This is a genomic window from Mycobacterium sp. ST-F2, assembly GCF_001905655.1.
GTDB lineage: Bacteria > Actinomycetota > Actinomycetes > Mycobacteriales > Mycobacteriaceae > Mycobacterium.
In genome coordinates, this window is record NZ_JMHT01000017.1 from 12,642 (window position 1) to 29,371 (window position 16,730).

General features: G+C 63.9%; 15 protein-coding genes. 8 read left to right on the top strand and 7 right to left on the bottom strand.

What is annotated here, in order from left to right; all coding sequences use genetic code 11:
• Positions 1-11: 11 nt before the first annotated feature.
• Entirely contained in the window at positions 12-638 is a 627-nt protein-coding gene (locus tag EB75_RS07610; protein ID WP_073694833.1) for a hypothetical protein, read from the bottom strand.
• Positions 639-781: 143 nt separating this feature from the next.
• Here EB75_RS07610 and EB75_RS07615 point away from each other — a divergent pair, with 143 nt between their 5' ends.
• The 8 genes from EB75_RS07615 to EB75_RS07650 all read left to right on the top strand — a co-directional run bounded on the left by EB75_RS07615 (position 782) and on the right by EB75_RS07650 (position 10,268).
• Positions 782-2,563, top strand: a complete 1,782-nt coding sequence (locus tag EB75_RS07615; protein WP_073694834.1) for an ATP-binding protein — start codon at positions 782-784, stop codon at positions 2,561-2,563.
• On the top strand, positions 2,560-3,417 hold the full coding sequence (locus tag EB75_RS07620; RefSeq protein ID WP_073694835.1) for a hypothetical protein: 858 nt from the start codon (positions 2,560-2,562) through the stop codon (positions 3,415-3,417). Before EB75_RS07615 ends, EB75_RS07620 begins: the two co-directional genes overlap by 4 nt.
• Positions 3,418-3,464: 47 nt before the next feature.
• Positions 3,465-3,788 (top strand): WXG100 family type VII secretion target, encoded by a 324-nt coding sequence (locus EB75_RS07625; protein ID WP_083612067.1) that lies wholly within the window; start codon positions 3,465-3,467, stop codon positions 3,786-3,788.
• 6 nt (positions 3,789-3,794) lie between these two features.
• Positions 3,795-4,085, top strand: a complete 291-nt coding sequence (locus tag EB75_RS07630; protein WP_073694836.1) for a WXG100 family type VII secretion target — start codon at positions 3,795-3,797, stop codon at positions 4,083-4,085.
• A 132-nt stretch (positions 4,086-4,217) separates the two neighbouring features.
• Complete coding sequence (locus tag EB75_RS07635) at positions 4,218-5,513, top strand: hypothetical protein (protein ID WP_142239478.1); 1,296 nt, start codon at positions 4,218-4,220, stop codon at positions 5,511-5,513.
• Between the two features lie 18 nt (positions 5,514-5,531).
• A complete protein-coding gene (locus EB75_RS07640; RefSeq protein ID WP_061002862.1) occupies positions 5,532-6,077 on the top strand; it encodes a hypothetical protein in 546 nt (181 codons plus the stop codon).
• Positions 6,078-6,100: 23 nt separating this feature from the next.
• Positions 6,101-6,631 (top strand): hypothetical protein, encoded by a 531-nt coding sequence (locus tag EB75_RS07645; protein ID WP_073694932.1) that lies wholly within the window; start codon positions 6,101-6,103, stop codon positions 6,629-6,631.
• 217 nt (positions 6,632-6,848) lie between these two features.
• Complete coding sequence (locus EB75_RS07650) at positions 6,849-10,268, top strand: DEAD/DEAH box helicase family protein (RefSeq protein ID WP_073694838.1); 3,420 nt, start codon at positions 6,849-6,851, stop codon at positions 10,266-10,268.
• On the opposite strand, the gene EB75_RS07655 is transcribed toward EB75_RS07650, so the two are convergent.
• From EB75_RS07655 to EB75_RS07680, 6 genes are all read right to left on the bottom strand, one after another.
• On the bottom strand, positions 10,265-10,708 hold the full coding sequence (locus EB75_RS07655; protein WP_142239479.1) for a hypothetical protein: 444 nt from the start codon (positions 10,706-10,708) through the stop codon (positions 10,265-10,267). The two genes, EB75_RS07650 and EB75_RS07655, sit on opposite strands and share 4 nt — an antisense overlap.
• A 261-nt stretch (positions 10,709-10,969) precedes the next feature.
• Entirely contained in the window at positions 10,970-12,871 is a 1,902-nt protein-coding gene (dxs, locus tag EB75_RS07660) for a 1-deoxy-D-xylulose-5-phosphate synthase (RefSeq protein ID WP_073694840.1), read from the bottom strand.
• Between the two features lie 36 nt (positions 12,872-12,907).
• On the bottom strand, positions 12,908-14,185 hold the full coding sequence (gene nhaA, locus EB75_RS07665) for a Na+/H+ antiporter NhaA (RefSeq protein ID WP_073694841.1): 1,278 nt from the start codon (positions 14,183-14,185) through the stop codon (positions 12,908-12,910).
• A gap of 104 nt (positions 14,186-14,289) precedes the next feature.
• Positions 14,290-15,051, bottom strand: coding sequence for an Rv2686c family ABC transporter permease subunit (locus tag EB75_RS07670; RefSeq protein ID WP_073694842.1), 762 nt, complete (start codon positions 15,049-15,051; stop codon positions 14,290-14,292).
• Positions 15,051-15,761 carry a fluoroquinolone export ABC transporter permease subunit gene (locus tag EB75_RS07675; protein ID WP_073694843.1) on the bottom strand — a complete coding sequence of 237 codons (711 nt, stop codon included), beginning with the start codon at positions 15,759-15,761 and terminating at the stop codon, positions 15,051-15,053. The genes EB75_RS07670 and EB75_RS07675 overlap by 1 nt, the downstream gene beginning before the upstream one ends.
• The gene (locus tag EB75_RS07680; RefSeq protein ID WP_073694844.1) at positions 15,758-16,639 is read right to left on the bottom strand and encodes an ABC transporter ATP-binding protein; all 882 of its coding nucleotides are present in this window, start codon (positions 16,637-16,639) and stop codon (positions 15,758-15,760) included. The genes EB75_RS07675 and EB75_RS07680 overlap by 4 nt, the downstream gene beginning before the upstream one ends.
• Positions 16,640-16,730: the final 91 nt, after the last annotated feature.

Consider the following 16,730-nt stretch of genomic DNA (forward strand, 5'->3'; position numbering starts at 1 on the left):
CGTGTCGATGGTCAGCTCGCGCGCACCGCTCCGACAACCTCCCTCGCCATCGACAACGGATGGGCCGGAAACTGGCCATCGAAATCGGGCAGCTCGCTCATGTTCATCACGAAGCCCGTCTTCAGACCGGTGTAGGGGTCGCGGGCCCAGCCGCCCATCGGGTCATCTGCGGTGGGCTCATGAAGCCAATCATTTTGCCGCGCAATCTCATATACCGCGGCGTCGCGCATGCCGGTGGTACGACCTTCGATGAAGAAACCCTGAACCTGTTGTACATGCTCTGCGTGTAGGTGCAACGTCAGGTTGTACTGCACACCGCCAGATTCCTGCTTGATCTTCATGAGGCTGTATACGAACGGCACCCCACTTGACGTCCGCTCGACGTCGACCTCGATCAGCCCGGCCTGTCCGGCAACGACGGCGTCAGCTTCGAGAAGGCCGTCGATCATCTGCTCTTTGTCCAGCGGCATCGCGTACTCGGCCGGGTAGGGCCGCGTCGTCACGGTTCCCGTTGCGTCGTCACTGAACAGGTAGCCGAACGCCTGAGTTCCGGGCGGATCGTCGGGCAGCAGCCCGCTCTGTTGCCAGTACTCCGCAAGTGCCAGCGTCGGTCCGCCACCCCACAGGTTGACGCGCATCATCGACTCCTCCCCAATTCGTCGCTCAAGTCATACACGCCGACTCCGACATTCAGACGGTCGACGCGTCATCGAGCCCGACTTGTCGGTGGCGCGTGCGAAGCTATGCGGCTTTCGACCGAACCGACGCAGGAGAATCCACAATGTCCGCACCGCAGCAACAGAACTTCCGAGTGGATCTCGGCGGCGTCATCTCGCTGCTCAGCAAGAACCTCTATTCCAGCCCGGGCGTGTACGTCCGGGAATTGATTCAGAACGCCTTCGACGCCACCCTCGCCCGCGACGCGCTCAGCGACACACCGACCCCGCGGACCATCACCATCTCGCCATTCGGCGTCACCTCTCCGGACTCCCCGGCCAACGAATTCGCGATCACCGACGCCGGCATCGGCGTCACCGCAGATCAAGTCGAGCAGTTCCTGGCCACCGTCGGCGCGAGTTCCAAGCGTGACGAGTTGGCCCGCAGCAGGCGCACCTACATCGGGCAGTTCGGCATCGGCCTGCTGAGCTGTTTTCTGATCGCCGACGAGATCACCGTGATCTCGCGCAGCGCCGACGGCTCCGCGCCGATTGAGTGGGTCGGCAACAGCGATGGGACCTACACCGTCCGGACCATCGCCGACGACGTCGCCGTCGGCACCACCGTCCGGCTTCGGCCCCGTCCAGACATGATCGGATGGGCCCGTGCGGAGCAGGTGACTCCCCTGGTCCAGCGCTACGCCGAGTTTCTGCCGATCGACATCACTGTGCTGAGAAGTCAAGGAAACAGGGAAGTTTCACGCCGGTACCCCTGGGCTGACGACTTCGGATCCCACCGCTCCAGCGTGCAGCAGGGTGTTCCACCCGTGTACGGCGGGGTCGGAGTGGGGCGCCAGTTCGACGTCGTTGCGATCAACGACGCCGGCCTCGGTTTGGATGCCGTCGCCTACATCGGTACGGCGGTGGGCAAATCGAAGTCCAGCGCCCGAAACCGGGTGTACGTCAACGACATGCTGATTGACGACGTGGACGCGACGCTGCTTCCGTCATGGGCGTTCTTTGCCTGGGCGGTAGCCAACTCGACCGCACTGGAGCCGACAGCCAGCCGTGAGGCCATCGTCGACAACGCGGCGCTGGTCGCGACCCGACGCAAGCTCGGGCAGGCAGCGCTGAAGTGGTTGCGCACCTTGGCAGATACCGACCCGCAGCGGTTCTCCGAGTTCGTCGCCGACAACGAACTGGAGCTGCGCTCGGCAGCCACACGTGACGCAGACGGCGAGAATCTGGAGCTTGCCGAAGTCGTCCTACCGATGCTGACGGTCCAAACGACAGCAGGGCAGATGCGCCTGGTCGACGTGGTCGCCCACAGCCCGAACGTTCTCTATGCCGTGTCCGTCAAGGAATTTCACACCATCGCCAGCTTCAACCCGGATGGACGACTCGTCGTCAACGCCGGCCACACACTGGACCAGGAGGTGCTGCTGATGCTGCCGCAGGTCCTTTCCGGAGTGACGGTCACCCGCGCCTACCCCGCTTCCGAAGTGGCCGCACTCGCCGTACCGCCCACGGATTCGATCGGCGACTTTCTGACTTTCGAACGGCGGGCGACCCAGGCGCTCAAAGCATCTGGTGCTCGCGTTGTGGTGCGCCAGTTTCCCTCCGCCGACCTGCCCGCGGTGTTCATCGGACACGGACAGATCGACGTGGCATCGCCCGGGTACGGCAACCTCGTGCATCTGGTGGTGAATTGGGGCAATCGGGTCATCCGTGCACTGACCCGCACGAACGATGATCTGGTATTCGACCGCCTCATCCAGTTGCTCTACGTGCAGGCGCGGATGGCCGCCCAATGCGACGGCCCCGAGGACCGAGCGCTGCTATCGGAGGCCCTCGACGACGTCGTTCTGCTCGCCGCAGGCGTGGACGGAACGGAGGTCGGGAGATGAGCGTGCAACCGACCGCTGAGGAATGCGAATTCCTCGGCGATGAGGCGGCCGGGGCAGGACAGTTGGAGAAGGCTCTGGATCACTACAGTCAGGCGCGCCGATTGCGTTGCGATGCACTGACGATGGCGTTGGCGGGCAACGATCTCGACTCGCAGTCGATGTCTACTTACGGCACCGATAGCACCCGGTTGAATCAGAAGATCCGCACGATCGTGGACGAGTTGAATCCACCAAAGACGCTGAGCGAGCGGATCGCGGACCTGCGGGTCGAGATGGACGAGCATCTGATATCGGGTCGGCTCAATCTCGCCTCCCACCTCAGCACCCAACTCGGCGCGGCGTATGAGGAGCTCGGCGACCTGGACGAAGCTGAGTCCGCCTATCGATCCGCCGTGGTGCTCGCCCGGCAGGTCGACGCCCACGATCCCGAGCTGTTGCTGCACACCTTTTGGGCGTTGATCGACTTCCTGCCGCCGTCCGAGGAATCGGTGGCGCTGGCCAAGGAAATGGCGTCCAATCTGATCGAACGCCGTGAGATGTACCACCCGATGCGGGCAGCTGATGCGGCGTACCGGCTCGCGCTGGCAGAGCTGGACTTCGCCGAAATCGCACCGCAACATTTGGATTCCGCGATCGACGGCAGCACGCGGGAGGCAATCGAGATGCTCGACGGTGTCTGCTTCCACGACAAGAGCCAGGAGCTCCAGCGGTGGGCGGCCGCAGTGCTGCGGGCCGTCGGCCGCGACACCGACGCCGACCATTGGCGGGCCGCGGCCGACCGATACGAAGACTGGGAATGGTTCACGGACCAGCAGATTCCCGGGCACGTGCACCTGTGGGACATTCGGTACTGACCCTACGGCCTCGCTAGACTGGCCCTGAAGTCAGCGAAGGGGGTCGCATGGCGGACTTGGGGGGCGCACGGCTGCGCATCGAGACCGAGCCGGTCAAAGCAGCTGCGAACGAGTTTCGGACCATCGCCGATGAGTTGCGTGAAGAACTGCGCCAGCTCGTCGCGTCGGTCGATGACGTAGTCGAAGGTTCGTGGCGCGGTGAGGCCGCTCGGATGTTCGGCCGCGATTGGGATGAGTTTCGCGCCGCCGCGACGAAGATCGTCGACGACGCCGACGAAATCGCGATCCGGGTCGTCCAAAGCGTGGAGGCCTACGCAGCACAGGATGAGCGCGGTGGATCGATCGTTCGCAGCGGGTGGGATGAGCGGTAGGTCGCAATGACTGGGTACACCGTCGACGTCGACGCGCTCAATGAACTGCGGTCGAGAATGCAGGCCTACCTGGCGCACTGCGAGAGTTCGCTGAGCCGGGTGGAAGCGCTCATCGGTCAGGTGTCGCAGTCATGGGACGGCGCAGCCGCCGAGGCATATGAGGCTCGCCACCGGGACTGGGTGCAGTCAGCGCACGACATGCGCACCGAGCTCGAGGACTTCACCGCTTGGTCCGCCCAGGCCGAAGACGCCTACCGGACAGTCATGGCGATGAATCTGCGCATGGCCGGCCAGTAGCGAGCATCCATGGGTACTTGGGTTGTCGATTCAGACTGGTATTTCCTGACCGCGGCGATACTCGGCCGTGCGGGATCGAAGGTGGCTGGTGCTGCCGGCGTGGTCTCAGGCGCGTCGCATGGCTCCGGCCACATGGCCGGCAACGACCCGGTCGGGACGAAATGGGGATCACGGTATGACAGCGCCGCGCGCGACGCTCTCGGTGGCGCCGATTCGCTGGCACAAGCCTGGTCCTCGCTGGCTGGACGCGTCTACCAAGCCGGAGTCAACCATGCGTGGGCTGAGTTCCACGCCGGCCGTCGCAAGATTCCCGTCCCGGCGAATCTGCCACCCCGACCGGCGATCTCTGAACCGTCGTCGACGATCTCCAGTTCCGTGGGCGCCAATGGCGTCGGCCTGACCGACATCATCCCCGGCTTGGTCGAGGCGGTCGGCAAGGAGACTCCGAACGCAGACACGAAGGGCCTCGACGCCGCTTCGGACATGTGGCAACGGTTCGCAACGACGGTCGCTGAAGCTGTCAGTGACGTGGTGAATCAGGTCAGACGACCGGACCACGACATGCCCGACGCCACCGCGTTCTACGAGACAATCGCCAATCTGAGCGCTCCCGCGGATGCCGTCGCCGCCGACGGCCGCACACTGAGTGCCCTAACGCACAGCTTCTCTGCAGCCACCAGCGCGATGCGCGCGAACATCGCCAGTGAGGTCAACAGCACCGCGATGTGGATGGGCGGGGCCGCGTCAGTCGTGGTGCTGTCGTCGGAAGTCACTGGCGGCGCGACATTCCGGGCCGTGCCCGCGGCCATGCGCTGGAGGCTCAACCAGGCCGGCACCAACATCCGGAGCTACATCGCCGAGGTAGAAACCGCTGCGACAGCCATTGACTCACTCACAGTTGCACTCGACCCGGCCAAAAAAGGTCTGCTTGACAACCAAAAGTTCGTTGACGTCGAGATCTACGATCCCGACGGCACCAAGACCCATCACCATCGCATTCCCCTGTCCAAGTGGCTGGCCTGGCAGAACTATCTGCACCGCGGCGGCCAGGAGTGGGACTGGAATCGCTGGAGCTCCAACTACGACCAGCTTCAAGAAAACTCTGCAAACGGCTGGTGGTTCGACAAGTACGCGGCCGAAGTGATGGGCTACAGCAAGGACGACGGATGGCATTCGCAATACTCAGACCAGACGATCGTCCCCGGTCGTCGCTGGGACTGGGTGAGTCCCGATCTCAACGAGTTCATCGAGAACAAGAGTGGACGCCTCGACATGGACCAGCTGGCCAAAGACGAACGCGTTCTAGCCCTCGGTCATCAGCTCACCTACAACCTCAACGCAAACTATCCGTACAGCCCAGCGGAGATCGCTGCGCTCCAGAGTCTGCAAGACAGATATCCAGACCAGTTCACGGTGAATCGACTGTGACCAACAGGGAGAATCAGGATGGGTAAGTCGTTCGACTACGTCCCCGTGCAACTCACCAAGGCGTTCCGCGAAGCGCAAACCAACGAACAGTTCTTGGGTTGGCTGAAGATGCAGGAAGCCTCGATGGAAATCGAATTTCCCTATGAAGACCTACCGGACGTGCGCGACATCATGTTCACCAAAGACAGTCTTGCGGTAGTCGAACAGAAGCTGATGGAGCTGTACCCCGACGATCCCAGCGCCTATGCAAATGAGGAAGCTGTTCACCGAACGATGCGCTACGCGTACTACGTTGGCGAAACAGTCCGACGTGCCATTGAAGCAACCTGGGTAGCACTGCCGCCGCCCAGCCAGAAAGGCCAACCGGGAGCGTTGCTCCCGGCCATCGACGTGCTCTTCGACGAGATGTTGGTTCAACCCTTGCTGTTGATCCGATTCGCACTCACCCGCCGAACAGGCCTGGAGATCACGCGCGTGTACAACAACATTCTGCGTCTCTATGACGAATGGGCTGAAAAGGGTCGTCCACCACGGGAGTTTGGCGGCACCTTGCGCGAGGAATGAGTGGCTGACGTTGAAGAATGGTCATGGGTGAGTCCTTCGACTACGTCCCGACACAACTCACTCGAGCGTTCCGCGATGCACAGTCCAACGAACAGTTCCTGGGCTGGCTGAAGATGCAGGAAGCGGTCATGGAGATCGAATTCCCGTACTACGACCTCCCCGAGATACGCGAGCAGATGTACACCGAAGCGAGCTTGGCGATAGTCGAACAGAAGCTCCTCGACCTGTACGACAACCATCGAAGCGCCTTCTCGCTCGAGAACGTCCACACGACCATGAGGTACGTCTACTACGTTGGCGAAACATTTCGCCGTGCCTGTGAAGGGACATGGGTGGCCCTCCCCGTGGCCGACGCATACCTACCTGCGATTGACTTTCCGATGCGCGAAACCATGACCAAGCCAACAGACCTCGTAGAGGGAGCAGTCAACCGACGCGACGGGAAACACCTGACGAAGGTCTTCGGACACGCCGTGCGCAGCTATCGCGAGTGGACTGAAGCAGGCAAGCCCGAACGGACCTTCCGCGGCACCCTGCGCGAAGCCGACGAATAGGCGGGCCGTCCTAGTTTTTGAACCGAGCAACCAATCAGTCACAACTTGTCGGCTCGACATGCAACACTGCTCGGTTCGCCCGCCAGCAAAGGAATTCGCATCGTGACAACACCTCGACCATTGACCGGCAGAAATTGACGATCATGTTGCTCACTACCAGTACAGTGACCCTGTGAGTCCGACTATGTTCGTGAATGAACATTCCGGCTGAGCGCGGATGAGCAATTTCGCATTCATCGGTGCCGCTGAATGGCCCGACATCCAATCCGACTGTGCCCGCGCCGAGAGCTACCTGGCCTCCGATCCGCGCTCGGCCTGCATCTACGGCCGGCGCGCCATCGAACAACTCGTCGGCCTGCTTTACGACGTGATGGATCTGCCGCTGCCCTACAAGGACGACCTGGCCGCCCGGATCAACGAACGTCCGTTCAGTACCCAAGTGCCGCCGGCAATCGTTCACAAGCTCAACCTGATTCGCAAAGCCGGCAACGCGGCGGTGCACGAACGGCGCGCCATCGCGCCGAACATCGCGCTCGCGGTCCTGCGGGAACTTCACCACGTCACGGTGTGGGCCGTCTACCACCACTCGGCCTATCCCAAGGCCGCGCCACTCAAGCTGCCGTTCGATCCCAAGCTGGCGGCGAAGGCCGCGCCCCTGAGCCGTGACGAGGTCGCCCAGCTGGCCACGAAGTTCAAGGCACAGGACGAAGCACACGCCAAAGCCCTGGCAGAAAAAGACGAGCTCGCCGCGTCGAAAGACGCCGAGATCGCCGCGCTGCGTGAGCAAATCAAAGCCGCCCAGGCCGCGAAGCAGCAGCCCGACGATCGCGACTACAACGAAGCGCAGACCCGCACCGAGTACATCGACCTCGATCTCGCCGAGGCCGGTTGGACCCTCGACCAACCACGGGACCGCGAGTTCGAAGTCACGGGAATGCCCAGCGGCGGGATGGGTTACGTCGACTATGTGCTGTGGGGTGCTGACGGCCTGCCGCTCGCCGTCGTCGAAGCGAAACGAACCAGCAAGAGCCCGCACGTCGGCCAGGAACAGGCCAAGCAGTACGCCGACTGCCTAGAGCAGATGACCGGCCGGCGTCCGATCATCCTCTATACGAACGGCTATGAGCACTGGATGTGGGATGACGCCGGCGGCTACCCGCCCCGTCAGGTCCAGGGCTTCTTCACGGCCGACGAACTGGCCCTGATGATTTCGCGGCGCGCGTCCCGTAAGCCGCTGCTTGGCGCCGAGATCGACTCCGCGATCGTCGAGCGCCACTACCAGATTCACGCGATCCGCCGCGTCGGTGAGGAGTTCACCGCGCACAAGCGCGAAGCACTGCTGGTGATGGCGACGGGGTCGGGCAAGACTCGCACCGTCATCGCACTCGTCAAGCAGCTCATGGAGGCCGGCTGGGTCAAGCGGGTGCTGTTCCTGGCCGACCGGACGGCGCTGGTCAACCAGGCCGTCGGCGCATTCAAGGAACACCTGCCGAACGCCACCACCGTGAACCTGGTGACCGAGAAGATCACCGACGGCCGGGTGTACGTCAGCACCTACCCCACGATGCTGAACCTGATCAATTCCGTCGACGACGGCTTACGCCCTTTTGGCCCTGGCTATTTCGACCTGGTCGTCATCGACGAGGCGCACCGGTCGGTGTACCAGAAGTATCGTGCCATCTTCGAGTGGTTCGACTCCCTGTTGGTCGGCCTCACCGCGACACCCAAGGACGAGGTGGACCACAACACCTACCGGCTATTCAACCTCGAAGACGGTATGCCCACCGATGCCTACAGCTTGGATGACGCCGTCAAAGAAGGTTTTCTTGTTCCCGCCGTGGGGATTTCGGTGGGAACCAAATTCCTGCGCCAAGGCATTCGGTACGACGAACTGACCGAAGCGCAGAAGGACGAATGGGACTCCCTGGACTGGGGTGACGATGACACTCCCGACGCGATGTCGGCAGAGGAGCTGGGACGCTTCTGGTTCAACGCCGACACCGTCGACAAGATCCTGGCTCAGCTGATGTCGCAGGGGCACAAGGTCGCCGGCGGCGACCGCCTCGGTAAGACGATCATCTTCGCCAAGAACCAGGCCCACGCGCAGTTCATCGCCGAACGCTTCGACATCCAGTATCCCGAGTACGCCGGGACGTTTGCACGCGTCATCACTCACAGCACCGAACGCGCGCAGAGCCTCATCGATGACTTCTCCGTCACCGATAAAGGCCCGCACATCGCCATCTCGGTCGACATGCTCGACACCGGCATCGACGTGCCGGACGTGGTGAATCTGGTTTTCTTCAAAGAGATCCGATCCAAAAGCAAGTTCTGGCAGATGATCGGCCGCGGAACTCGCTTGCGTCCCAACCTGTACGGACCTGGACAGCACAAGGAGAACTTCTACGTCTTCGACTGCTGCGGCAACCTGGAGTTCTTCAGCCAGGATCTGCCCGGCACGGAGGGTTCGCTACAGAAATCGTTGAATCAGCGACTCTTCGAAACTCGGGTCGGACTGGTCACAGCACTGGATTCGGCTGTCCCTGGGACGAATCCGCCCGAGGGTCACGGCACCGAAACCGAACGCGGGCTTCGCGTCGACACCGCATGGAGCCTGCACAAAATCGTCGTCGGCATGAACCTCGACAACGTGCTGGTCCGGCCCCACCGCCGGCTCGTCGAACAGTACGCGCAATGGCCGGCGTGGTCGTCGTTGACGCACGAGGCTGCGAGCGACGTCGCCACCCAACTCGCCGGCCTACCTTCCTCGGAGCTGGACAACGACGAGCAGGCCAAACGGTTCGACCTACTGATCCTGCGCCGCCAGCTGGCGCAACTCGACGGTGATGCTGTTGCCGCTGAACGGATCCGGACGAAAGTTCAGGACATCGCCGAGGCGCTGCTGACCAAGACCTCGATCCCATCGGTGGCCGCGCAACAGGCACTCCTCGATGAGATCTGCGCTGACGAGTGGTGGGTCGACGTCACCCTGCCCATGCTCGAACTCGTCCGACTGCGGGTGCGCGCGCTGATTCGATTCCTCGACCCCACCCAGAAGACCGTTGTATACACCGACTTTCAGGACGAACTCGGTGAGGCAACCTTGGTCGACCTACCCAATGTCACTCCAGGTACCAACTGGGACCGGTTCAAAGCGAAAGCGCGGGCGTATCTCAGGTCCCATCTGGACAACATCACGCTGCAACGCCTGCACCGTAACAAGCCGCTCACGCCCGACGATCTGATCGCATTGGAGCGCATGCTGATTGACAGTGGTGTCGGCGATCCGGCCGACATCGACCTGGCGAAAGCGGACGGGCTCGGACTGTTCGTCCGATCACTCGTCGGTCTGGATCGGGCGGCGGCGACCGAGGCTTTCGGTGCCTACCTCGACGGATCTCGTTTCACTGCGGACCAAATTCGGTTCATCAACCTGATCGTCACCGAACTGACGGCAACGGGCGTCGTTGCCGTCGCGCGCCTCTACGACTCCCCCTACACCGACAAAGCGCCGACCGGCCCCGAAGAGGTATTCCCCGAGGCCGACGTCGACAACATCGTGTCGATCCTCAACACCGTCCGGGCCAATGCGGCACCCGACAGCGAGAAAGCAGCCGAGTCACGCACCGGCGCCTAATGACCGCCCATGCTGCCGAGATTCATCATCAGGTTGCTGCCGAACGTTCCGAGGTTGTTGCTCAGATTCGTCCCGAAGGTCCCCGCGTTGTGCTGGAAGTTCGAGCCAACCGTCCCCAGGTTCTGCTGGAAATTAGGACCAACCGTCCCCGCGTTCTGCTGGAGATTGGTGCCGAAAGTTCCAACGTTGTGCTGGAAATTCGCGCCGACGGTACCCATGTTGTGCTGGAGATTGCTGCCGAACTTGCCGAGGTTGTTCATCAGGTTCGTGCCGAAATTACCGGGCCCACTGGGAGCAGTGATGTTCGAATGGTGGCGAGGTGCTGCCGACGCCATACCGGCGGCCGACACCGACATACCTGCGATAGCGGTTGCCGCGCAACCGGCCACACACACCGTCCGAATTACCCGCGACCGAATTGAAATATGTTGCTGAGTCACGATTCCGTCTCCTCACGTAGCAAATGCTTCGGATGATTTGGGACTCAAGTGACGGGTACCACGGTGAATAGCTGGTCAAACACGAAAAGCCACTCCAACCAATTTACGGCCGAGTTATTTATCTGAATCTGTAGTTCCGCGAGACTGCGACGCAGCTCGGTTCGGGTGCACAACGTCATGCTCACCTCCCGCGAGCGGCCTCAAAATGCCCGCGACACACCGCAATTGGCCGTACAAACACGGCCGCTCGCGGGAATTGGGCTACTGCTGGGAGGAGATCTCGACCGAGCTGCCGATGGCGGCGACCCAGCCGGTGACCTGGCGGGCGATGTCCTGATCGGTCAGGCCGATCGACATCAGAACCTCGCTGCGGGTTGCGTGCTCCTGGAATTCCTGCGGCACACCGACGTCGCGGCACGGCACGTCGATCTCGGCACGACGCAGCGAGGCCGAGACCGCGGAGCCGATGCCGCCGGCAACACCGTTGTCCTCAAGCGTGACAACGAGTTTGTGCGCGCGGGCCAGATCGGCGATGGCCGTCGGAACGGGCAGCACCCAGCGGGGGTCGACGACGGTGACGCCGATGCCCTGCTTGCGCAACCGGTCGGCGACCAGCAGCGCCATCCGTGCGAACGCGCCGACCGCGACCAGCAGCACGTCGTCGGACAGGCCGTCCGCCGGCTCGGTCAGGATGTCGACGCCATGCTGGCGACGCACGGCCGGAATATCGTCTCCGACAGCACCTTTCGGAAACCGCACTGCGGTGGGCCCGTCCGAAACTGCAAGCGCCTCAGCGAGTTCCTCACGCAGCCGGGCGGCGTCGCGCGGCGCGGCGACCTGGATGCCGGGCACGATACCGAGCATCGACATGTCCCACACCCCGTTGTGGCTGGCGCCGTCGTTGCCGGTGACCCCAGCACGGTCGAGCACCATGGTGACGGGCAGCTTGTGCAGCGCCACGTCCATCATGATCTGGTCGAACGCCCGGTTCAGGAACGTCGAGTAGATGGCGACGACGGGGTGCATCCCGCCCATGGCGAGACCCGCGGCCGACGTCATCGCGTGCTGCTCGGCGATACCGACATCGAAGAACCGGTCGGGGAACCGCTGCCGGAACGCCGACAGGCCCGTCGGCCCCGGCATGGCCGCTGTGATCGCTACGATGTCGCGCCGCTTCGTGGCCTGCTTGATCAGCTCCTCGGAGAACACCGAAGTCCAGCCGAGCACCGACTCGGCGGTGGACCGCCCGGTGTGGGGGTCGATGATGCCGGTCGAGTGCATCTGCTCGGCTTCGTCGTTCTCCGCGTGCGAGTAACCCATGCCCTTGCGGGTGACGACGTGCACGATCACCGGCGCGTTGAAACCACGGGCGTGCCGCAGCGCCGCCTCGACGGCGTGCTCGTCGTGCCCGTCGATGGGCCCGACGTACTTGAGCCCCAGATCGGTGAACAGCGCCTGCGGTGCCAGCGCATCCTTGATGCCGGCCTTGATGCTGTGCACGCACTGGTAACAGAACTCACCGACGACCGGCACGCCGCGCAGCGCGTGCTTGCCGCGCTCGAGGGCCTTCTCGTAGCCGGGCTGCAGCCGCAGTGCCGCGAAGTGGTCGGCCAGACCACCGATGGTCGGCGCGTAGCTGCGGCCGTTGTCGTTGACGACGATGACGATCGGCCGGTTGGCGGCGGCGATGTTGTTGAGCGCCTCCCAGCACATGCCGCCGGTGAGCGCGCCGTCACCGACGACGGCGACGACGTGCCGGTTGCGATAGCCGGAGAGTTCGAAGGCCTTGGCGAGCCCATCGGCGTAGGACAGCGCGGTGCTGGCGTGGCTGGACTCGACCCAGTCGTGTTCACTCTCGGCGCGGCAGGGGTAACCGGACAGGCCGCCCTTCATGCGCAGCGTCTCGAAGTCGGGGCACCGGCCGGTCAGCATCTTGTGGACGTACGCCTGGTGACCGGTGTCGAAGATGATCGGGTCGTGCGGCGAGTCGAACACGCGGTGCAGGGCCAGCGTCAGCTCGACGACACCCAGGTTGGGGCCGAGATGCCCGCCGGTGGCGGCCACCTTGTGCACCAGGAATTCCCGGATCTCGGCGGCAAGTTCGGTCAGCTGAGGCTGCGACAGGTGCGCCAGATCAGCTGGGCCGCGGACCTGTTCAAGCATTCCGACAGTCTACGCACGAGTACCGGGTACAGCCGGTCAAGGCTGATAGATGTCCGGCACACCGTCACCGTCGTCGTCGGCGGTCTCCTGCTCGTGGATGCGGCGGTACGCGGCGTTGCGGGACAGCAGCACCACCGCGGCCAGCATCCCCGCAATCACCGAGCCGGCGAGCACGCCGATCTTGGCATCAGCGCTGGCGGACGTGCCCGCACCGAACGCCAGCTCACCGATCAGCAGTGACACCGTGAAGCCGATCCCGGCCAGCATCGCCACCCCGGCGACGTCGAGCCAGCCCAGTCCCTCGTCGAGCTCGGCGCCGGTGAATCGCGCCAGCAGGAATGTGGTGCTGAACACGCCGATGGCCTTGCCGAACACCAGTCCTAGAAGGACGCCGGCGGTCACCGGGTGGGTGATCGCGTCGACCAGGCCGGGCCAGCCGCCGACACTCACCCCTGCGGCGAAGAACGCGAACACCGGCACGGCCACCCCGGCCGACAGCGGGCGCAGCGCGTGCTCGAACATCTCTGCCGACGCGTGCCTGCCCAGGACCGGCACCCCAAATCCGAGCAGCACCCCGGCGACCGTGGCGTGGATACCGCTCGCGTGCACCAGGGCCCAGGTCGCCGCCGCGAGCGGCAGCAGCAGCCACCAGTGCCGGACCCCGCGCTGCACGGCCGCGACGAACAGCCCTCCTGGAATCACCGCCAGCGCGAGTGCCGTGGGATTGAGGTGATCGGTGTAGAAACACGCGATGACGATGATGGCCAGCAGGTCGTCGACCACCGCGAGCGTCAGCAGGAAGGTGCGCAGCGCGGTGGGCAGGTGCGTGGAGATCACTGCCAGGACGGCGAGAGCGAAGGCGATGTCCGTCGCGATCGGCACCGCCCAGCCGTCCAGATTCTCCGGGTGCCCCAGCCCCAGATTCAGGCCCACGAAGATGGCGGCGGGCGCCAGCATGCCGCCGACTGCGGCGGCGATGGGCAGCGCGGCACGCGCCGGGTCGCGCAGGTCGCCGGCGACGAACTCGCGTTTGAGTTCGACGCCGACGACGAAGAAGAAGATCGCCAGGAGCCCGTCGGCCGCCCAGGCCGAGAGGCTGAGGTGCAGATGCCACGCCTCGGGGCCGACCGCGAACTCCGACAGCGCGTGATAACTGTGCGCGGCAGGCGAATTGGCCCACACGAGAGCGACGCCGGCCGACAGCAACAGCAGGATGCCGCCGACGGTCTCCTTGCGGAGAATCTCGGTGAACCGCTGGGCTTCGGGCCAACTACCCCGAGTCAGCAGGCGTCTGCGCGTGTTGCGGTTGTTCATCGGGACTCTCCTGGGCAGCGTTGAACGGCGCCGACCAGGCTTCCCGGCACACCTGGCTGCAAACTTACCGGTCGGGCGTCACGGCGCACGACGGCGCGTGCAATTCACCGGTCACTCGCGTTCCGCGACAGGAATCTGCGGAACAGTGGCCAGGCGATGGCAGCGTTGTACGCGCCTCCGGCGACGACATACGGCCACCAGGTGCCGTGCGCGCTGGCCACCCAGAATGCCTTGGCCGGCCAGAACGGTGGCAACACGCCGAAGAGCAGGCCCCAGTTCGAATCGATGAACCATGGCAGGCAGGGCAGTCCCGCGATCAGCATGCCCAGACCCCGCACGGCGGCCAGCCCCTGAATCTTGTTGCCGGCCATGGCCAGAATCAGTAACAACGTGACCACCGCCGACATACCGGACAGCAGCCCGATCGGAATGAGCGCGGGAAGCAGGCCGGGCTCCAGGATGCCGCTCAGTGAGAGCGTCGTCACGACATAGGCGGTGGTCACCACCATCACGGTCGCCGCGCGGTACCCGAAGAACGTCGACAGCGGCACCGGCGTCACCCGCAACACGGTCAAGGTGCCCGCATCCACTTCATCGAGCACCAGGAAGGCGGCCAGAGCGCCAGCGATGATGATGCTGGTGAGCAGCAGGAACGCGGTGAGGATCAACGGGTAGTACGGGGCCAGGTCGAAACCGTTGCGCCCGGCCACCATTGCCGTCACCCGTGGCGTCAGCACCGCGACACCGGTGGTCCAGATCACCGGGGCGACGACGATCATGACCAACAGCGGATCTCGGTAGGTACCGCGAAGGTCGTTACGCCCGAACGCGATCAGCGCCCGGACCGTGGTGTTGTGGCGGGCCATCACATCCCACCGGATTTCGCGATGACGTAGCGGTCGAAGAGCACGCGCGCAGACCAGAACAGGGCACCGATGCAGAGCAACGGATAGGCGACGGCGTAGCCGAGCTGCCAGGGCGCCAGGTCGGCCTGTCCGAAGGCCACCCCGAACAGCAGCAGTGGGCCTTGCGTGGGGATCAGATACAGCACGGGGTTCGGCCAGAGGCCGGAGTAGTGCAGGATCGGCAGATTCATCACCGCGAGCGGGATGGTCGCGGCGAGGAACCAGTCACTGACCGAGGCGAACGGCAGCGAGGTGGTGAACCCGACGAGCAGCATGAGCAGCGTGCCGAACACGACGCCGACCAGCAGTGCCGCCGACAGCCGGCCGGGCCCGTGCACGACGACCGTCACCGTGATCGCCACGAACAGCGACACCGCCAGCAGGACAGCGAGTTTCGCCGACAGGTATTCGCGGAAGCGCAGCGGCGTGGAGATCACCGCCCCGAGGGTGCGTTCCTGCTTCTCGAAGAAAACCGTCCCGGCGACGAAGAAGAACCCGATGATCGAGGTATCCCCCAACAACACGTAAGGCTCGGCGACCGGACGTAACCCCGTGGGCATCGGCAACAGCACCGCCAGCCAGATCAGCCCGGAGAACACCGCGGCGTACAGGAAGCGCTGGCGGATCTGCAGCAACAGCTCCAATCGCACCGCGCTGCGAAATCGGTTCACAGCAACCGCCTTCCGGTGACTTCGACGAAGACGTCATCGAGGCTCGCCTCGCGGCTGTGGATGGTCTCGACATTCCGGTGCCGCAAGATCGAATGGAAATCCGGGTCGTCGGCGAGGCCGTCCAGGCCGAAGTCCGCGGAGTCCAGCAGTCCGTCGTCACCACGGAACTCGACGCGCACCGACCGTCGGCTCCGTGCGATCTTCAACTCCGCGGGCGTGTCCATCGCGACGATGCGCCCGTCGACCACGAACGCCACCCGGTCGCACAGCTCGTCGGCAGTCGCCATGTTGTGGGTGGTGAGAAACACCGTACGGCCCTGCGCTTTCAGATCCAAGACGATGTCGCGCACCTTCCGGGCGTTGACGGGATCGAGCCCCGAGGTCGGTTCGTCGAGGAACAACAGCTCCGGGTTGTTGACCAGTGCCCGCGCGAAAGTGAGTCGCATCTGCATGCCCTTGGAGTAGCGGCCGACCCTGGTTCCGGCATCGTCGGCGAGTCCGACGGCGTCGAGCAGTTCCATGGGATCGGCAGTCGAGCCGGCGTACAACGACGCAAAGAACTGCAGGTTCTCCAGCCCGGTCAGCTTCTGGTAGTGGTTCGGCAACTCGAACGAAACCCCGATGCGCTCGTAGTAGTCGGAGCCCCAATCCAGTGGGTCGCTGCCCCAGACCGTCGCCTCGCCGCCGTGACCACGCAGGAGGCCGATCAGCAGCTTCTGAGTCGTGGATTTACCGGCCCCGCTGGGACCGAGAAACCCGAAGATCTCCCCTTCGCCGACGCTGAAGTCCATGCCGCGCACGGCGGGTTCCGCGGCCTTCGGGTAGGTGTAGGTGAGCTCCCGGACGCGAATGACCTCCGCTGCTTTTGTCTGCGCCATGTGGTGCCCCGCCCCCGCTCGAACCGAATGCCCGCCCAATGCATGTCGTCACTCTATACTGAAGTTTCAGAGATTACTGAAATATTTTGCA

Coding starts and splice junctions, on each gene's coding strand:
- EB75_RS07680 (WP_073694844.1), bottom strand. CDS start 16,639: ATGGCGCAGACAAAAGCAGCGGAGGTCATTCGCGTCCGGGAGCTCACC.
- EB75_RS07625 (WP_083612067.1), top strand. CDS start 3,465: ATGGCGGACTTGGGGGGCGCACGGCTGCGCATCGAGACCGAGCCGGTC.
- nhaA (WP_073694841.1), bottom strand. CDS start 14,185: ATGAACAACCGCAACACGCGCAGACGCCTGCTGACTCGGGGTAGTTGG.
- EB75_RS07610 (WP_073694833.1), bottom strand. CDS start 638: ATGCGCGTCAACCTGTGGGGTGGCGGACCGACGCTGGCACTTGCGGAG.
- EB75_RS07645 (WP_073694932.1), top strand. CDS start 6,101: ATGGGTGAGTCCTTCGACTACGTCCCGACACAACTCACTCGAGCGTTC.
- EB75_RS07615 (WP_073694834.1), top strand. CDS start 782: ATGTCCGCACCGCAGCAACAGAACTTCCGAGTGGATCTCGGCGGCGTC.
- EB75_RS07630 (WP_073694836.1), top strand. CDS start 3,795: ATGACTGGGTACACCGTCGACGTCGACGCGCTCAATGAACTGCGGTCG.
- EB75_RS07635 (WP_142239478.1), top strand. CDS start 4,218: ATGGCCGGCAACGACCCGGTCGGGACGAAATGGGGATCACGGTATGAC.
- EB75_RS07640 (WP_061002862.1), top strand. CDS start 5,532: ATGGGTAAGTCGTTCGACTACGTCCCCGTGCAACTCACCAAGGCGTTC.
- EB75_RS07620 (WP_073694835.1), top strand. CDS start 2,560: ATGAGCGTGCAACCGACCGCTGAGGAATGCGAATTCCTCGGCGATGAG.
- EB75_RS07650 (WP_073694838.1), top strand. CDS start 6,849: ATGAGCAATTTCGCATTCATCGGTGCCGCTGAATGGCCCGACATCCAA.
- dxs (WP_073694840.1), bottom strand. CDS start 12,871: ATGCTTGAACAGGTCCGCGGCCCAGCTGATCTGGCGCACCTGTCGCAG.
- EB75_RS07670 (WP_073694842.1), bottom strand. CDS start 15,051: ATGGCCCGCCACAACACCACGGTCCGGGCGCTGATCGCGTTCGGGCGT.